General features: G+C 72.7%; 11 protein-coding genes and 2 pseudogenes. 10 read left to right on the top strand and 3 right to left on the bottom strand.

Annotation, left to right across the window (positions count from 1 at the left end; translation table 11 throughout):
• Nucleotides 1–70 precede the first annotated feature (70 nt).
• Nucleotides 71–2,938 carry a helix-turn-helix transcriptional regulator gene (locus ABD466_RS11880; protein ID WP_344657038.1) on the bottom strand — a complete coding sequence of 956 codons (2,868 nt, stop codon included), beginning with the start codon at nucleotides 2,936–2,938 and terminating at the stop codon, nucleotides 71–73.
• 59 nt (nucleotides 2,939–2,997) lie between these two features.
• On the opposite strand from ABD466_RS11880, the pseudogene ABD466_RS11875 reads away from it, so the two are divergent.
• Together ABD466_RS11875 and ABD466_RS11870 are read left to right on the top strand one after the other, a co-directional pair.
• Nucleotides 2,998–4,725, top strand: a pseudogene (locus ABD466_RS11875) (FAD-binding dehydrogenase).
• Nucleotides 4,726–4,786: 61 nt separating this feature from the next.
• Nucleotides 4,787–5,578: a thioesterase family protein gene (locus ABD466_RS11870; RefSeq protein ID WP_344657037.1), complete on the top strand. Its 792-nt coding sequence runs from the start codon at nucleotides 4,787–4,789 to the stop codon at nucleotides 5,576–5,578.
• 43 nt (nucleotides 5,579–5,621) lie between these two features.
• On the opposite strand, the gene ABD466_RS11865 is transcribed toward ABD466_RS11870, so the two are convergent.
• Entirely contained in the window at nucleotides 5,622–6,146 is a 525-nt protein-coding gene (locus ABD466_RS11865; protein WP_344657036.1) for a helix-turn-helix domain-containing protein, read from the bottom strand.
• 104 nt (nucleotides 6,147–6,250) lie between these two features.
• Between ABD466_RS11865 and ABD466_RS11860 the strand changes: the two genes are divergently transcribed.
• The 4 genes from ABD466_RS11860 to ABD466_RS11845 all read left to right on the top strand — a co-directional run bounded on the left by ABD466_RS11860 (nucleotide 6,251) and on the right by ABD466_RS11845 (nucleotide 12,822).
• Nucleotides 6,251–6,967 carry a hypothetical protein gene (locus tag ABD466_RS11860; RefSeq protein WP_344657035.1) on the top strand — a complete coding sequence of 239 codons (717 nt, stop codon included), beginning with the start codon at nucleotides 6,251–6,253 and terminating at the stop codon, nucleotides 6,965–6,967.
• A 21-nt stretch (nucleotides 6,968–6,988) separates the two neighbouring features.
• The gene (locus tag ABD466_RS11855) at nucleotides 6,989–7,363 is read left to right on the top strand and encodes a hypothetical protein (protein ID WP_344657034.1); all 375 of its coding nucleotides are present in this window, start codon (nucleotides 6,989–6,991) and stop codon (nucleotides 7,361–7,363) included.
• Nucleotides 7,364–7,440: 77 nt separating this feature from the next.
• On the top strand, nucleotides 7,441–10,284 hold the full coding sequence (locus ABD466_RS11850; protein ID WP_344657033.1) for an AfsR/SARP family transcriptional regulator: 2,844 nt from the start codon (nucleotides 7,441–7,443) through the stop codon (nucleotides 10,282–10,284).
• 420 nt (nucleotides 10,285–10,704) lie between these two features.
• On the top strand, nucleotides 10,705–12,822 hold the full coding sequence (locus ABD466_RS11845) for a putative Ig domain-containing protein (protein ID WP_344657032.1): 2,118 nt from the start codon (nucleotides 10,705–10,707) through the stop codon (nucleotides 12,820–12,822).
• 76 nt (nucleotides 12,823–12,898) lie between these two features.
• Here ABD466_RS11845 and ABD466_RS11840 read toward each other — a convergent pair whose 3' ends face one another.
• Nucleotides 12,899–13,909, bottom strand: a complete 1,011-nt coding sequence (locus ABD466_RS11840; protein WP_344657031.1) for a LuxR C-terminal-related transcriptional regulator — start codon at nucleotides 13,907–13,909, stop codon at nucleotides 12,899–12,901.
• Between the two features lie 275 nt (nucleotides 13,910–14,184).
• On the opposite strand from ABD466_RS11840, the gene ABD466_RS11835 reads away from it, so the two are divergent.
• From ABD466_RS11835 to ABD466_RS11820, 4 genes and pseudogenes are all read left to right on the top strand, one after another.
• Complete coding sequence (locus ABD466_RS11835; protein WP_344657030.1) at nucleotides 14,185–14,415, top strand: hypothetical protein; 231 nt, start codon at nucleotides 14,185–14,187, stop codon at nucleotides 14,413–14,415.
• 1 nt (nucleotide 14,416) lies between these two features.
• Entirely contained in the window at nucleotides 14,417–14,737 is a 321-nt protein-coding gene (locus tag ABD466_RS11830; RefSeq protein WP_344657029.1) for a hypothetical protein, read from the top strand.
• Nucleotides 14,734–15,669: a hypothetical protein gene (locus tag ABD466_RS11825; RefSeq protein ID WP_344657028.1), complete on the top strand. Its 936-nt coding sequence runs from the start codon at nucleotides 14,734–14,736 to the stop codon at nucleotides 15,667–15,669. The genes ABD466_RS11830 and ABD466_RS11825 overlap by 4 nt, the downstream gene beginning before the upstream one ends.
• A gap of 33 nt (nucleotides 15,670–15,702) precedes the next feature.
• A pseudogene (locus ABD466_RS11820) lies at nucleotides 15,703–16,396 on the top strand (hypothetical protein); the annotation flags it as partial.

The raw sequence follows: 16,396 nt of genomic DNA, 5'->3' as shown, positions 1-16,396 counted from the left end.
CTCTTGCCTTGACCGCGGCGAGGACGTGGGGCCACTTTGCGTTTTGACCGTGTTGTGAGCAGGCGCAACGCTACGTCGCGTCTCCCCCGCCGTCCCCGCCCCGATTGCCGATGATCCGCGGCAGTTCGCCGCGCGAGGAGACGCCGAGGCGGCGATAGACCCGGCCCAGGTGCGCCTCAACCGTTCGTGGGCTGAGGAACAGGCGCTGCGCTATCTCCCGCGAACGCAGACCCGCGGCGGCGAGCGCCGCGATCTCCCGCTCCCGGTCGCTCAACATGCCGAGCGGTCCTTCACCGTCCGATCGCGCCGCCTTGCCCTCGCCGCGAGCTGCTTCGAGCTCGGCGCGGGCGCGGGCCGCGTCCTCCTGCACCCGCAGGGCGCCGAGGGCGTCCGCGGCCGCCGACGCCGCGTCCAGCCACACCAGGGCCGCGGCACGGCCTTGGGCCGCGTCGGCCGCGGCGGCGCCCATCGCCTGGGTCCAGGCCCGCTGGATCGGCATGCCGGCCCGGTCGAAGCGGTCCGCGGCGCGCTCGAAGAGGTCCACGGCGAGGTCGGGGTGGCCGTCGGCCAGGTGGAGCGCGGCGCGGGCGCGTATCGCGCTCGCGGTCTGCCCGGGCAGGGTGAGGCGGGAGGCGGCGGCTTCGGCGTCCTCGGTCCAGCGTCGCGCCGCCGGCAGGTCGCCTCGGCGGAGGGCGGCCATCGCCATCACGGCCTTGAGGGAGGGTTCGAGGGAGGGCTGCGCCGCCGCCACGTCCTGGCCGTCGGCACGCTCCAGCATGGTGCGCAACGCGCCTTCGGGGTCGCCGGCGAGCAGCTGCACCTGGGCCGCCAGGCCGAGCGCGCTAAGGGCCCACCAGCTGCGGTGGGACTCGACGTCGGCGATGGCGGAGCCGGCGAGCGCCAGGATCTCCGGGACGTCGCGCTCGCCGCGGGTCCAGATCATCGCCGAAGCGCGGACCGCCTTGGCCAGGCCCACGCCCTCGTCGGACCCGACGGCGGTGGCGAGGCGTTCGGCCTGCACCGCCCACTGCGTGCTCGTCTCGAGCCGACCGGTGAACAGGTCGACGCAGGCGTGGGCGAGGAGCAGTTGCAGGACGACGTGCATCTGGGTGCCGTCGCTGGCGACCTTCAGCCCCCGGTTCAGGTGCCGGGAGGCGTCGTCGAACCGTTCGAGGTAGAACTCGGCGACGCCGAGGGTCGCGAACATCTCGGGGGACCGGCCCGCCTCGGGATCGGCCAGCGCGTCCACGGCGTTCGCGCACAGGCGCATGCCGAGGACGGCCGCCTCGACGTCCCCGAGATAGGCGTCCTGGCACACGGCCAGGCACCGGATGGCGACTTCCGTGGGGTGCACGGGCCGGGCGGTGGTGTCCACGGCCGCGCGGATCATCGCGCGGGCCTGGACGTGGTCCCCGCGCAGCGTCTGCACCAGCGCGTACTCGTAGATCATCATGACGGCCTCAAGCGGGAGCGAGCCGCCGGGACCGGGGTCCGGCAGGAGTCCCAGCGCCGTGGCGGCGATGGCCTCGGCTTCGGGATAGCGGCAGAGCAGGCGCTCGACGTCCGCCGCCGCCCCGTACGCCCGCAGCGCGAGCTGCCACGGCAGCTCCGACACGCGGCCCAGTACCCGGTGGATCAGGGTCCTGGCCTCGTCCAGCCGCCCCACGGCGATCAGCGCCCGGCACAGCAGGATCTCCACCTCGGCCCGCGCCTGTCCGCCGTGGGGGATGTATTCGAGCGCCAGACGCGACCAGTGGGCCGCGGCGGCCGGATCGCGCGCCACCACCTCGGCGGCGGCCCGGGCCAGGATCGGCGCGGCGGTCTCCGAGGCCGTGCCCAGCAGATGCTCCGCGTGCCGGGCCAGCGGCGCCGCGTCGGTCTCCCGCCGGGCGATCAGGTCCAGCGCGCGCTGGTGGCCCGCCGACTGTTCGAAGAGGCTGGAGTGCTCGTGGGTGACGTGTCCCAGCACCGGATCGCGGAACGCGAACTCGCCTCGGCTGCGCGCCCGCACCAGGTCGGCCTGCGACAGCTCGCCGAGGGCCGCCAGGACGCGGCCGGCCGGGAGCCCGCAGATCTCGGCGACGTCCTCCGGCCGGAACGGGTCCCCCAGGACGGCGGCACCGCGGAGGACCACGGCCGCTTCCGGGGACACGAAGTCGAGTTCGGAGGCCAGGGCCGCCGCCTCGCGCAGCAGCCCGCCCGGGTCGCCGCCGGCCTGGAACGGCCACAGCACCGGATCCCATCCGGCGGCCAGCAGGATCCGGAGGTTGCGCGGGCTGCCGCCGGCCGCGTCGGCCAGCCGCCGGTCGTGGGGTTCGTCGATCGCCGTGGCGGAGCCTCCGGCCCAGCGGCCGGCGAGCTCGCACATCGCGTCCGCGCTCAGCGGCGACAGGGCGATCCGGGTCACGGTTCCGGCGCGGACCCCGTCGTCCAGGGCCTCCAGCAGCGCCGGGCTCGTCTGCCGCGGACGGTGTGACAGGGCCAGCAGGAGCGGCGCCGGTACCGGGTTCCGGACGAGCCGCACGGCGATCTCGACCGATCCCGGATCGCACCACTGCACGTCGTCGAGCAGCACCGCGCCGCCGGCCCCGGCGGCCCAGGCCGTCGCCAAGGCTCTGGCCGCTTGCGGGTCCAACGCGGCACCCCCGCGGTCCACCGTGTTCAGCCCGGGATGCTCCTCCCAGGCGCTCCGGAAAATCTGTCCGGGGACGGCGTCGCCCCGGACCGCGTGGCCACGGCCCAGCCGCGTCCCGGACCCGGCGACCATCCCCGCGAGAACGGCCAGCAGAGCGGTCTTCCCCATCCCGGGATCGCCGACGATCTCCAGGACGGTCCCCCGCCCCGAGCGCAGCGATCGCACGGCCTGCTCCAAACGTGCGATCTCCGCGTCCCGTTCCACTAGTGGCCCGTCGAAGCGCGAGGGGCTGATGAGTGGCATCGACACAAAGTAAGACTGTCCTCCTCCGGGTGCCGGTATTCCAGACAGGGCGAGAACACATGGTGGCCACTAAGTTCGTTCTCAACACCCGCACGACGGAAGGGGACCGCCCCGTGGACGCTGACGTCATCATCGTCGGAGCCGGCCTGGCCGGGCTCACCGCCGCGCACGAGCTGACCTCGCGGGGCCGGAAGGTGGCGCTGGTCGAGCAGGAGAACGCGGCGAACCTGGGCGGGCAGGCGTGGTGGTCGTTCGGCGGCTTGTTCCTGGTGGACTCCCCCGAGCAGCGGCGGCTGAGGATCAAGGACTCCTTCGACCTCGCCTGGAACGACTAGCTCGGCAGCGCGCAGTTCGACCGCCGGGACGACGAGGACTCCTGGGGGTACCGCTGGGCCCGCGCTTACGTCGAGTTCGCGGCGGGCGAGAAGCGGTCCTGGCTCGTCGGCCAGGGTCTGAAGTTCCTGCCGACGGTCGGCTGGGCGGAGCGCGGCGACCTGCGCGCCGACGGGCACGGCAACTCGGTGCCGCGGTTCCACGTCACCTGGGGCACCGGAACCGGCGTCGTCGAGCCCTTCGTCCGCCATGCGCTCCAGGCCGCGGCGGCCGGGCGGCTGACGATCCACCACCGGCACCGGGTCGACGAGCTCGTGGTCACCGAGGGCGCCGTCACCGGGGTGCGCGGCACGGTGCTGGGGCCGGACGACGCGGCCCGCGGCGTCAGCTCGCACCGCGAGGCGGTCGGCGAGTTCGAGCTGTCGGCCCAGGCGGTGGTCGTCACCAGCGGCGGTATCGGCGCGAACCACGACCTGGTGCGGCGGTTCTGGCCCGAGCGCCTCGGCAAGGCTCCCGGGTTCCTGGTCACCGGCGTCCCCGCCCATGTGGACGGCCGGATGCTGGAGATCAGCGAGCGGGCCGGCGCCCGGCTGGTCAACCGGGACCGGATGTGGCACTACACCGAGGGCCTGCGGAACTGGGACCCGGTGTGGCCGGGGCACGGGATCAGGATCCTGCCGGGCCCGTCGTCGATGTGGTTCGACGCCCTCGGCCGGCGGCTGCCCGCGCCGTGCCTGCCGGGATACGACACGCTCGGAACACTGCGCCACCTGCGCACCGATCCGGACATCGCCGGGTACGACCATTCGTGGTTCGTCCTCACGCAGCAGATCGTCGAGAAGGAGTTCGCCTTGTCGGGGTCGGAGCAGAACCCCGACATCACGGCGAACGACCGCAAGGCCTTCCTGCGCGAGCGGCTCCTCGGCAAGGGCGCCCCGGCGCCGGTCGCGGCCTTCGTCGAGAAGGGCGCCGACTTCGCGGTCGCCCCCATCCTGGACGAGCTGGTCGCGAAGATGAACGCGATGACCGACGAGCCGCTCCTCGACGCCGCCGCGCTGCGCCACCAGATCGAAGCCCGCGACCTGCAGATCGCCAACCCGTACAGCAAGGACGCCCAGGTCCAGGGCATCCGCAACTCCCGGCGCTACCTCGGCGACCGCCTCGGCCGCACCGCCACCCCGCACCGGATCCTCGACCCGGCGGCCGGCCCCCTCATCGCCGTCAAACTCAACATCCTGACCCGCAAGACCCTCGGCGGCATCCAGACCGACCTCGACTCCCGTGTCCTGTCCGCGGACGGCTCGCCGGTCCCCGGCCTGTACGCGGCCGGCGAAGTCGCCGGCTTCGGCGGCGGCGGTATGCACGGCTACAACGCGCTGGAGGGGACGTTCCTCGGCGGCTGCCTGTTCTCGGGGCGGAAGGCGGGCCGGGCGGCGGCCGCCTCCACCGCGTGACGGCGACCCGCGGCGTGGACCTGCCGCGCCGGCAGAACAGCAGCCGAGAAAGAATCATGGGGTGAGCACCGGAAGCTACTACCAGCGCATCGACGAGCACCGCTACAAGCCCACCCCGCACGCGGGCGGCGCCTGGGATCCCGGCGAACAGCACTTCAGCCCGCTCGGCGGCCTCATCGTCCACGCCCTCGACCAGCACCGCGCCGCACACCCGGGCGGCGATCTGCTGGTGTCCAGGATCAGCTTCGACATCCTGGGCCGCCTCGCCCTGGACGAGTGCGAGATCCGCGTCGAGGCCCTCCGGCCGGGCCGCACCATCGAGCTGCTCGAAGCCGTGACGCTGATCGGCGGACGGCCGGTGGTCCGGGCCCGCGCCTGGCTGCTCGCGTCCGCCGACACCGGCGCCGTCGCCGGCGGCGCCGTGGAGCCGCTCCCCGCGCCCGGGACCCTGCCCTCCCGGCCGCTGACCTCGGTGTGGCCCGGCGGATACATCGCTTCCGTGGACCTCCGCCCGGCGGTCGAACCCCGCCCGGGACGCGCCGCCACCTGGGTCCACACCGACCTGGATCTGGTCGCCGACGAGCCGAGCAGCCCGCTGGCCTCCTATGTGGCCCTGGTCGACACCGCGAACGGCATCGCCGTGCGCCAGCCGCCGACGGCCTGGATGTTCCCCAACGTCGACCTGACCATCCACCTGCACCGCACGCCCGAAGGCGGCTGGACGGGGCTCGACACCACTGTCGTCTTCGGCCCGTCCGGCCTGGGTGTCACCAGCACGGTGCTGCACGACATCGCTGGTCACGTGGGGTATGCGCAGCAGACGCTGACGGTCCGGCCGCAGCCGGGCCGGTGAGGCCCGCGCTTGAATCCGGTGCGGATCCGGAATCCGTAGTCCGTCAGTGGGCTGACAACGCCGGTTGGCAGTTCGCGGCCGGAGCGGGGCGGCCGTGGTCGGTCGTCAGACAGGACGGAGCGCCCCAGACCGCCATCGGCACGACGGTCGCCATGGACCCGACGATCGCGGCCGCGAGCAACCCGGCGGTGCGGCGGGCGAAGCGCCGGCGGCGTGGCAGGCGTCGATCCAGCCGGCGCTCCTGGAGGGGTTCCCGCTCCTGCTTCGCATCCTGCGCCGGAATGACCGCGGACGCGGGTGTCCTCGCGATCGCCGCCACCTCGGCCCGCCGCCGCAGCCACTCCTCGACGTCCCCACCGCACGCGCGCACATAAGACGTGAGCACCCCGGCCGACGGCAGGTTCGCGCCGCTCGCCGCGGCCGACAGCGCCGACGGCGAGTAGCCGGCGGTCCTGCTCATCTCCCGGTACGTCGGCCCGCCGGCCTGACGGCGCAGCTCGCGCAGATCGACGGCGAGCCGGGCCAGCGGTCCGGACTGCGGGTCGAGCTGCTTCTCCGATCGGCCCATGGCCATGCCTCCTCGTGCGTTCCGCCCCCATCGAATTGACGACGAATTGTGCAGCGCGCCGGGTTCCGGTTGCTGGTCAAAAATCCGTGTCCTGGGGTGGAGCCATGGCATCCACGAAGCGCACCGCGAACCGGCGCGACGAGAACGCACGGCGCAAGATCGAGCGTCTCAGAGCGGAGACACGCCGCCGTCAGCGGCGCCACCGATTCGGCGTCATCGGCGGTCTCTGCGCCTTCGTCCTCGGCGCGGCGGCGCTGACGGCGGCGTTCTGGCCCACCGACGAGGCCGGCCCGTCCGCGGCCCCGGCCCCGTCCCAGAACGGCTCCGCACCGACCGTGCTGGCCCCTGCCCAGGCCCAGAAGGGCGACCCGGTCGACGGCATCCAGAGCGGCTCGATGGAGCAGCTCGCCTTCCACATCCACGCCCACCTGAGCATCTACGTCGACGGCCAGGCGAGGGCGGTCCCCTACGGCATCGGCGTCATCCCGCCCTTTCAGATGGCCGCCGACGACACCGGCAACCCGTTCGTCGAGGGCGGCAAGGGCATCTACTGGCTGCACACCCACGACTCCACCGGCATCATCCACATGGAGGCCCCGGCCCAGGTCTCCTTCACCCTCGGCGAGTTCTTCGACATGTGGGGCCAGCCGCTGACGGCCGGCCAGGTCGGCCCCGCGCACGGCCCGCTCACCGTGTTCGTGAACGGCGAGGCCCGGACCGGCGACCCCCGCGCCATCCCGCTGACCGCGCACGACGTCATCCAGCTCGACGTCGGTACGGCGGTGCCGTTCCAGAGCTACACGTTCCCTCAGGGGCTGTGAGACGCCGGTTACGCTGATCGCATGGACGAGAATCGAGCGCGTCGCGTCGTCGACGCCCTGCGCGACCAGGGGGTCGACGCGCATGTCGCCAAGGTCAGCGTCTACCAGTTCGGGATCCGGGTGATGCTCCCGGGCGGACGCCAGGCCGAGTGGGACACCGACGACACCGCGGGGCTGGAAGCCCAGGTGATGAAGGACGGGATGCTCGTCGGGTTCGTGCCGACGATCGAGGGGTCGGAGGACTTCGACGAGCGGCAGACCATCGACGCCATCCTGCGGACCGACTACGACCAGCCCATCGCCACGCGGCGGACCACGGCGCCGCCCGTGCAGCCGGCGCTGCCGAGGGAGGGCGGGCTGTTCCGGCGGTTCCTCGGCGGATTCCGGGAGCGCTGAGCAGACGAGGGCCACCCGCTACGCTTCGATCACGAAAACGGCCTTCTCTCGGGCGGAGGGGCGGCAAGGGGGTTCGCGTGCGGTTCGGTCTGCTGGGGCCGTTGGAAGTCGAGGTCGAGGGTCGGCCCGTGGTGATCGGCAGCGCCATGCATCGGGCGCTGCTGGCGGTGTTGCTGCTGCGGGCGAACCGGCCGGTGGCGCAGGGGGCGCTGCAGGCGGTGCTGTGGGGCGAGAACCCGCCGGCGACCGCCGCCGCCTCGTTGAAGAACCATGTCAGCCGCCTGCGCCGGATCCTCGGGGACGGGACCGGCGAGCGGTTGCGCACGGTGCCGTCGGGCTACCTGTTCCGGGTGGAGGACGGGGAGCTCGACACCGAGGAGTTCCGGGCGCTGATCCTCGACGGCCGGGACGCGCGGGCGCGGCAGGACTGGTCCCGGGTCCACCGGGCGACGAGCGAGGCGCTGCGGCTGTGGCGCGGGACCCCGCTGGACGACGTGCCCGGGGAAGCCGTGCATCTCGAATCGCGGCACCTCGCGGAAGCCCACCGCGAGATGCTCGAGTGGCACTTCGACGCGGCGATCCGGCTGGGCGTCCACGACGGACTGGCGGCACGCCTCGCGACGGCGGTGGAGGAACACCCGCTCGTCGAGACCTTCTCGATGCAGCTCATGCAGGTGCTGCACGGAAGCGGCCGGTCGGCTGAGGCGCTGGAGGTCTACCAGCGGCTGCGCCGGACCCTGGTGGACGAACTCGGGCTGGAGCCGAGCGCGCAGGTGCAGACGGTCCAGCGTCAGATCCTCGACGCGAGCACGGGACCCGAGCCGACGCCCGCGTCGCACCCCGGGCCGGCGCACGTTCCCCCGCACATTCCCGCGCATCTCCCCGCCGACCTGGCCGACTTCACCGGCCGCGAAGCCTACGTCCGCGACCTGTGCGCCCTCCTGACGCCCACCGATCCCGCCAATGCCGCGGCGCTCCCGGTCTGCACCATCACCGGCATGGGCGGCGCCGGCAAGACGGCCCTCGCCGTCCACACCGCGCACCGCGTCAAGGACGGCTTCCCCGACGGCCAGCTCTACATCGACCTCCGCGGTCGTGACGCCACACCGCGCACGCCCGACGAGGTCCTCGGCGGCTTCCTCCGCGACCTCGGCGTGGCCGACCAGGCGGCACTGGCCGACCAGGACGCCAAGGCCGCCCGCTACCGCACGCTGACCGCGGGCCGCCGCCTGCTCGTCGTGCTCGACAACGCGCGCGACGCCGCCCAGGTCCGCCCGCTCCTGCCCGGCTCCGGCAGCTGCGCCGTCCTCGTCACCAGCCGCCACAAGCTGCCCGGCCTCGACGGCGCGTCCCATCTCGACCTGGACGAGCTGAACGCGGACGAGGCGCGCACGCTGCTGAGCCGCATCATCGGGCAGGCGCGCATCGACGCGGAACCGGAAGCGACCGACGCCGTCCTCGGCTTCTGCGCCGGGCTTCCGCTCGCCGTGCGGATCGCCGGCGCGCGGCTGGCCAGCCGCGCCCGCTGGAAGGTCGCGACGCTGGCGGACCGGCTCGCCGACGAACGCCGGCGACTGGACGAGCTGCGGCTGGCGGACGTCGCCGTCCGGAGCTGCTTCCAGGTCAGTTACACGAGTCTGGAGGCGCCGGACTCCCTCGGCGCCGGTTTCCCGACCGGGCGGAACCGCGACGCAGACCGCGTGGATCCGGCGCGAGCCCTGCGCCTGCTGGGTCTGTGCGGATCGTCGGAGATCAGCCTTCCCGCCGCCGCCGCGCTGCTCGGGCGATCGCCGGACGTCGCGGAAGAAGCGCTCGAAGTCCTGGTCGACGCGTGCCTGCTGGACCATCCGATGCCCGGCCGCTACCGGCTCCACGACCTGCTCCGCGTCTACGCCGCCGAGCGGGCGGCGGAGGAGGAGCCGGAAGCCGAGCAGGTCGCCGCCGTGGAGCGGCTGGCGCGGTGGACGTTGGCGGCTCTGGCCGGCGCGGACGCCGCGACGTTCCCCAACAACCGGAGGCCGGAGCTGCCCGCGCCGGATCCGGACCACCCCGCCCCGGAGTTCGCGGACCAGGAAGCCGCCCTGGCCTGGTTCGACCTCGAGGCCGAGGCGCTGACCGCGACGACGGCGGTCGCGGCTGCCCGCGGTCTGCACACCCTGGCCTGGCTCATCCCCGCCTTCGCCATGGGCTTCCTCCGGGCGAGCTGCCGCTATCCGGAGTGGGCGGCCCTGAACACCATCGGCCTGGCCAGTGCGCGCGCCCTCGGCGACAGGGAGGGCGAGGCCCGCATGCTGACCGCGCGCAGCTCGATGCTGTTGCAGCTGAACCAGCCGGACGAAGCAGAGGTCTGCATCCGCGCCGCGCTCTATCTGCGGCGGGCGATGGGCGACGCGGTGGGAGAACTCGCGCAGCTCAGCAACCTGGGCATCGTCTACGAGCGGCAAGGCCGCGACGAGCTCGCGCGGTCCCACTACGAGGACGTCCTCGCCCTGGCCCGGAAGATCGGGCGCAGATCGGCCGAGGCGAACGTCCTCAACAATCTGGCGACCGTCGAGGACCGCCTCGGAAACTACGACGCGGCGCTGTCCCACCTCGCCGCCTGCCGCGCCGTCTGGCGCGAACTCGACGACCCCGACGGCGAGTCCTTCGCCCAGGCCAACATCGGCGCCGTCCTCCTGCACCGCGGGGACTTCGCGCAGGCCCTGGCATGTCTGGAGGAGGTGCTCCCCGTGACCCGCTCCTTCGGCAACCGCATCGGCGAGGCGGAGAACCTCACCCACCAGGGCCAGGCCCTGGAAGCCCTCGGACGCCACGCCGAGGCGCGCGAACGCCTTCAGCAGGCCGGCCAGCTCTGGAAGGAGCTGGGCGACCCGCAGTACGAGGAGGTGACCGCCGCACTGGCGGCGGCCGAAGCCCGCTGAACGACGCACCCCCGATAGCGGCACCCGGGCAGGGAGCACACCTCCGGCATCGGTCGGCGGAAGCCCGCCACCGCTGGGCGCCCCACCCGGCGGTGTCTGCATGCGTTCTCCTTCGAGTCGGCCCTGACGGACCGACGCCATCGATCATGGAGTGAGGCGGCAACAGATCGGTAACCGCTGGACAACACGGTTCCTCGGACAGTCCATGTCCGCCGCCGATGACGCGCCGCACCCGCGCGCCCACGTGTGGTCAGGTCCTCCGGGAGCGGCCTTGGAACCGTGACACCCTGGTCCGACCCTCGTCAGAACCCTGTCATTGCAGTCTTTGCCTGTCTTTATCCTGCCATGTCATCGCCAAGGAGATGATCCGTCAGTACCTTCTCCGTGATGCCGCTTCATCGTCCCCCCACCGGAGGCACCATGAGATCAGCACGCACACGTCTGGGGGCGGCCGGGACCATCCTCGCCCTGACCGCCGCGCTCCTCACCACAGCGTGGAGCTCGTCCCAGACCGCCCGGGCCGCCGCCGCGACGTGCACCCCCGCGCAGGTGATCGGCAACCCGGGCTTCGAGTCCGGGAGCACTCCCTGGACCGCGTCCCCGTCCGGCCTGATCGGATCGTTCAGCGGCCAGCCCGCCCACGGCGGCAGCCGCGACGCCTGGATCGACGGCAACGGCCGCTCCGCCACCGAGTCCCTCTCCCAGTCGGTGACGATCCCGGCCGGCTGCACCACCGCCAGCCTGACCTTCTGGCTGCACATCGACACCGCCGAGACCACGACGTCGACGCAGTACGACAAGCTCACGGTCAAGTTCGGCGGCACCACGCTGGCGACGTACTCGAACCTGAACCACGCCGACGGCTACCAGCAGCGCACCTTCGACGTCTCCGCCTTCGCCGGCCAGACCGCGACCCTGAACCTCACCGGCGTCGAGGACTCCAGCCTGCAGACCAGCTTCGTCGTCGACGACTTCGCGCTGAACGTCGGCGGCGGGTCGACCGGCCAGAACCCGGTGGTGACCAACCCCGGCGCCCAGACCTCCACCGCGGGCACCGCGGTCAGCCTCCAGATCCAGGCCTCCGACCCGCAGAACGACCCGCTGACCTACTCCGCGACCGGACTGCCGGCGGGCCTGTCCGTCAACGCCTCCAGCGGGCTGATATCGGGCACGCCGACGACCGCCGGATCGGGCACCGTCACGGTGACCGCGACGGACCCGGGCTCCAACACCGGGACCGCCGGCTTCGTGTGGACCGTGAACCCGAGCGGCTCCCCCGACCCCACCCGCACCCCTGCTCAGGGTCATTACACGCTCAACCTGACGAGCGACTCGACGGGCTCGAACTGGAGCGGCCACGAGGGCATCTCCTTCACCAACGTCGCGGCCACCCCGCTGAACGAGGTCTACCTGCGGCTGTGGGACAACTACCACGGCTCCTGCCCTTCGGACCAGCCGATCCAGGTCTCCAACGTCACCGGCGGCACCGCCGGCGCGCTGGAGGTGGGCTGCACCGCCCTGAAGATCACGCTGCCCGCGCCGCTGGCCCAGGGCCAGTCCGGATCGGTCGGCTTCGACCTGTCGATCGCGGTCCCCGGCAGCAGCGACCGGTTCGGCCGGGACGGCGCGTACAACATGATCGGCAACGCGATTCCGGTGCTGGCGGTGCGCGACGCCGCGGGCTGGCACCTCGACCCGTACACGAACAACGGTGAGAGCTTCTACCAGCTGATCAGCGACTACTCGGTGACCCTGGACCACCCGACCTCGGTGCTGACGCCGACCACCGGCACCGCCACCGAGGCCCCCGGCGCGTCCGGCCGCACCGTCACCACCGCGACGGCGACGAACGTCCGGGAGTTCGCCTGGGTCGCGGGGCCCTTCATCAAGTCCACCGCGACCACCTCCACCGGCGTCGTGGTGAACATGTGGCGCACCTCCGGGGTCTCCGCGTCCACCGCCGCCAGCCTGATGACCACCGCGACCTCCGCGATGGTCGGGCACGCCTCCCGCTGGGGCGCGTACCCGTACGGTGAGGTCGACGTCGTGCTCGACGACAACTTCTGGTTCGGCGGCATGGAGTACCCGGGCCTGACCCTGGACACCACCAGCGCCGGCGCCCTGATCCACGAGCTCGGCCACCAGTGGTTCTACGGCATCGTCGGCGACGACGAGTACAACACGCCGTGGCTGGACGAGGGCTTCACCGACTACATCACCGACGTCCAGGAGGGCATCACCGGCGACGGCTGCTGGACCGGGTCGTGGGCCGGCGCCGACGAGAAGATCACCAACTCGATGGCCTACTGGGACGCCCATTCCAGCCGGTACAGCACGGTGGTCTACGACTACGGCAAGTGCGCCCTGCACGACCTGCGCCGCACGATGGGCGACACCGCGTTCAACACCATGCTGCGCAACTACGCGCAGTCCCACTGGTACGGCATCTCGACCGTCGCCGACTTCAAGGCGGCGGCCCAGGCGGCCACATCGGTCGACCTGACCTCGTTCTGGACCGCGCACCGGATCGAGGGGTAGCACCGGCGCCGGCTTCCGGCTCGATGCGACAAGGCCTCTGATCCCCGGCGCCCCCGCGCGTCGAGGATCAGAGGCCTTACAGCCATCCCCGCTTGGCCGCCTTGATCCCGGCCTCGAACCGCGATCCGGCTTCGAGGCGGCGCATGAGGTCGGCCATGATGCGGCGCACGGTGCGCAGGGACACACCGAGGCGCTTCGCCGCGCTCTCGTCGGTGACCCCGTCCGCGAGGATGGTCAGCAGGGTGCGTTCGGTGTCGGACAGGCCGGTGGCGGCCTCGACGGCGTTGCCGACGTCCAGCGGCGCCGCGCTCCGCCACGCCGTCTCGAACAGCTCCAGGAGCGAGGCGATGATACCGGGCGCGCTGACGATGGCGACGCCCTCGCCCTGGGCCCCGGGCGTCATCGGGACGACGGCGATGCGCCGGTCGGAGATGAACAGCCGCTGCGGCAGCGTGGGGCTGGTCCGCACCTGCGCGCCGGCGGCCTGCATCCGGCGAGCGTAGGCGGCCAGCGGCGCGTCGTTGCGGACGGCCTCCAGATAGAGCGAGCGCACCGCCACGCCGCGGCGAAGGATCTCGGCGTCCAGCGGCCAGGCGTCGCGCAGCATGGCCTCGGGCAGGCCGACGACCGGCATCAGGGAGTCGATGGTCGAAGTCGTGCCGTAGGCGAGCTGCTCGAACCGGGCGTGGACGGCGTCGGCGCCGGAGACCTGCTCGACCTGTCGGTCCCGGTCGTGGGCACCGAGTCCGGCGGTGACGGCCCGCGCGATCCGCTCCCGGTGGGCCTCGATCCGGCGCTGCTGTTCGGTGAGCGCCTCTTCCTGACGGCGTAGCAACTGCGCCATGGCCGCCTCCGCGGTGATCGGGAGCAGCAGCCCCGGCACCTGCTGCGAGGCCCGGACCAGAGCCCGGTCGGCCAGCTCGTCCAAGTGCGCACGGACCTGCGTCTCGCTGATCCCCAACGTCTCGCTGAGCTCCGGCACCCCGACCCCCGGGTCCGCGGACATCGCCGTCCACACTTCGGCCAACCGCTCTTCGAGACCCAGCGCCAGCAGCGTCGCCACTTCCACCCGTGTGTCTGTCAGCATCCCCACCCCGCCGTTCGCGTCGTCCCGGAGAAGTACGTAAGGAAGACGCTCGTGCGCTTACAGGGTTGCTTCGATCGGGTCGTTTCCACCCACCTGCACCGGAAGTGGCACCAAGGTGCCACGCATCTTGGTGCCGCCGGTTTTCCCTTCCGACGCAGGCCAGGGCTTGGAAGAGTTCTTCTTGCCGGCCCGGGACGACACCGGGGAGGCGCACCGGACCGGTCTCACCGGTCCGACGACGATCACCGATGTCAGTGCCGATGGGGGATACCGCCATGCCTGAAACCGTCAGTACCAAGCGGGCCGACCGCGCCGACCGGGCTGCCCGCGCCGACCGCGCCGACCGCGCCGACCGGGCTGCCCGCATCGCCCGCCGCGTGACCGCGCCGGCGCTCCTGGCGATCGCCGTGTTCGCGATGGCAGGCCTGACCGGAACCGGCGCGCACGCCGTTTCCGCCGAGCAGGTCGCCGGCGGGCCGTGCATCTCCTGTGGAGGCGGCACCTGACATGCACATGATCCTGGTCGGGCTACGCCCCGGCCCGCAGGCCAGGACCAGGCATCTGAGTCCGGAGACGGTGGTCGACATCCTGTGGGCCGCCGCGGTTCCGGAAGACCTCCTCGAACACGTCCGAGCGCGCTCCGAGCCCGGCGAGGCGGGGGTGGACACCGCCATCTTCCTCGCCGTGCCGGACGCCGACTCCGAGACCGACGTCCGTACCGCGCTGTGCCTGTGCCTCCGGGCCGTCGGTTCGGCGCCGGCGCTGGCCGGTTGGTACGTCGACCTCCAAGCCATGCCCTCACACGCGACACCTTGGGAGACCTTGTGAACGACCACATCAAGCCGCGGCACCGCCTGCCGACTCTGCTCGCCGCCCTCGCAGCGGCCGGTGTAGGCCTCACGGCCGCTTCCTGCTCCAGCCACAGCGGCGGCACCGGGTCCCCGGCCGCGGCGGGTCCGACCACGGCTTCCGTCGCCGCTCCGGCCGAGGCGTCCACTGCGGCACCGACTACCGCGACCGGCCCGCAGGCGCCGGGAGCCGACGGTCCGGCGGGCGACCTCGCCGGGGTCACCTCGCATCCGCCGGCGGGTCCCGGAGCCGTCTCCTCTGCCGCCGCACGTCCGGGGCCGGCGTCCTCGGCCCCGTCAGCACCCTCGTCGCCCGCGGGCCCCGGCCCGGGCGCGCCGTCGAGCCGGCCCGCTCCCCCGGCGCCGCCGCCGATCCCCGCACCGTCGCTGCCGAACGCCGCCGTGGCGGACTGGCAGCCGATGGGCGGACTCGTCGCCATGACCGTGCCGGAGGGCCGGGACATCGGCATCAGCGAGTGCGCCTCGGTGCACGGCGCCGCCGCGTGGCACGAGCAGGGATACGTCAGCGCCCAGCACACGCCGGCCCAGGAGGACGTCTTCGGGTTCGGCGACCCGCAGTCGGCGACCCGGGCGTTCCAGAGCATCACCGCCTCGCTCGACGGCTGCGCCCAGACGACGCGCGACGCCCAGCGCCGCGGCGGCGCACCGCTCGACGCGACGGTCGTCACCACCGCCACCGCGCAGCAGGCCCAGGCCTGGTCGCGGAAGTGGACCGGAGTCGCGGGCCAGTCCGCCGCCGGCCCGCAGATCAACCACTACTACCTCGTCCAGCGCGGCGCCACGGTGATCCTCGCCGGCTTCAGCGAGTTCGGCGCCCATCCCCCCACTCCCTACGACACGGCCGGCGATCCCGCCGTCCTCACGATGCTGACGGCCAACGCCGGCAGCTGACGCACCGCTTACCCATCCGAGGAAGGAAAGACCATGCCCGCTCCGAAGACCCGCCGCGGAATCGCCGCGCTCGCCGTCGTCGGCACCGCCGCCGCTCTGGTGGCCCTCAGCCCGTCGGCTCAGGCCACGAGCTCGACCGGCGGCCCGATCAGCCCCGCCGAGATGATGGCCCGAGCCCAGTTCTGGGTGGACCACCACGTCCCCTACGACCAGACCGCGTACGCCGCCGACCCCCAGGGCGCGACCTACCGCGAGGACTGCTCCGGGTTCGTCTCGATGGCCTGGCACCTGAACACCAGCCTGGTCGTCACCGACCCGGGCCCGGCCGACTTCACGAACACCGACGGCACCCCCAACACCAACTACGACGTCGGCATCGGCAGCTTCAGCAACCTGCAACAGGGCGATGCCATGGCCTACCCGCACGACCACATCTGGCTCTTCGACTCGTGGACGAACAAGGCCGCGGGCGACTTCACCTACTACGCCGAGAGCAACCCGAACGACCCCACCCACGGCCCCACCGCCGCGAACATCAACAACACCACCCTCGAAGGCTGGCCCAAGTCCGGCTACGTCGGCCTCCGCTACAAGAACGTGTCCACGGCCGCCGCCTACACGCCGAACTCCGACAGCAGCTGGTCGGTCTACAACCCGAACACCAACAAGACCACGGTGTTCGGGATGGGTTCCGGCGGGCATCTGGGGTTCAGCCAGGGTGCGGGCA

The sequence above is a fragment of the Catenulispora subtropica genome, from assembly GCF_039531675.1.
In the GTDB taxonomy this organism is placed as follows: domain Bacteria; phylum Actinomycetota; class Actinomycetes; order Streptomycetales; family Catenulisporaceae; genus Catenulispora; species Catenulispora subtropica.
The sequence above is the reverse complement of the archived record's forward strand: the minus strand, read 5'-3'. Positions and strand labels throughout refer to the sequence as shown.

What these genes read in the sequence shown, in the direction of transcription:
- ABD466_RS11865 (WP_344657036.1), bottom strand. Translation starts at nt 6,146, where the DNA reads ATGGGCCGATCGGAGAAGCAGCTCGACCCGCAGTCCGGACCGCTGGCC.
- ABD466_RS11830 (WP_344657029.1), top strand. Translation starts at nt 14,417, where the DNA reads ATGCACATGATCCTGGTCGGGCTACGCCCCGGCCCGCAGGCCAGGACC.
- ABD466_RS11840 (WP_344657031.1), bottom strand. Translation starts at nt 13,909, where the DNA reads ATGCTGACAGACACACGGGTGGAAGTGGCGACGCTGCTGGCGCTGGGT.
- ABD466_RS11880 (WP_344657038.1), bottom strand. Translation starts at nt 2,938, where the DNA reads ATGCCACTCATCAGCCCCTCGCGCTTCGACGGGCCACTAGTGGAACGG.
- ABD466_RS11855 (WP_344657034.1), top strand. Translation starts at nt 6,989, where the DNA reads ATGGACGAGAATCGAGCGCGTCGCGTCGTCGACGCCCTGCGCGACCAG.
- ABD466_RS11835 (WP_344657030.1), top strand. Translation starts at nt 14,185, where the DNA reads ATGCCTGAAACCGTCAGTACCAAGCGGGCCGACCGCGCCGACCGGGCT.
- ABD466_RS11860 (WP_344657035.1), top strand. Translation starts at nt 6,251, where the DNA reads ATGGCATCCACGAAGCGCACCGCGAACCGGCGCGACGAGAACGCACGG.
- ABD466_RS11845 (WP_344657032.1), top strand. Translation starts at nt 10,705, where the DNA reads ATGAGATCAGCACGCACACGTCTGGGGGCGGCCGGGACCATCCTCGCC.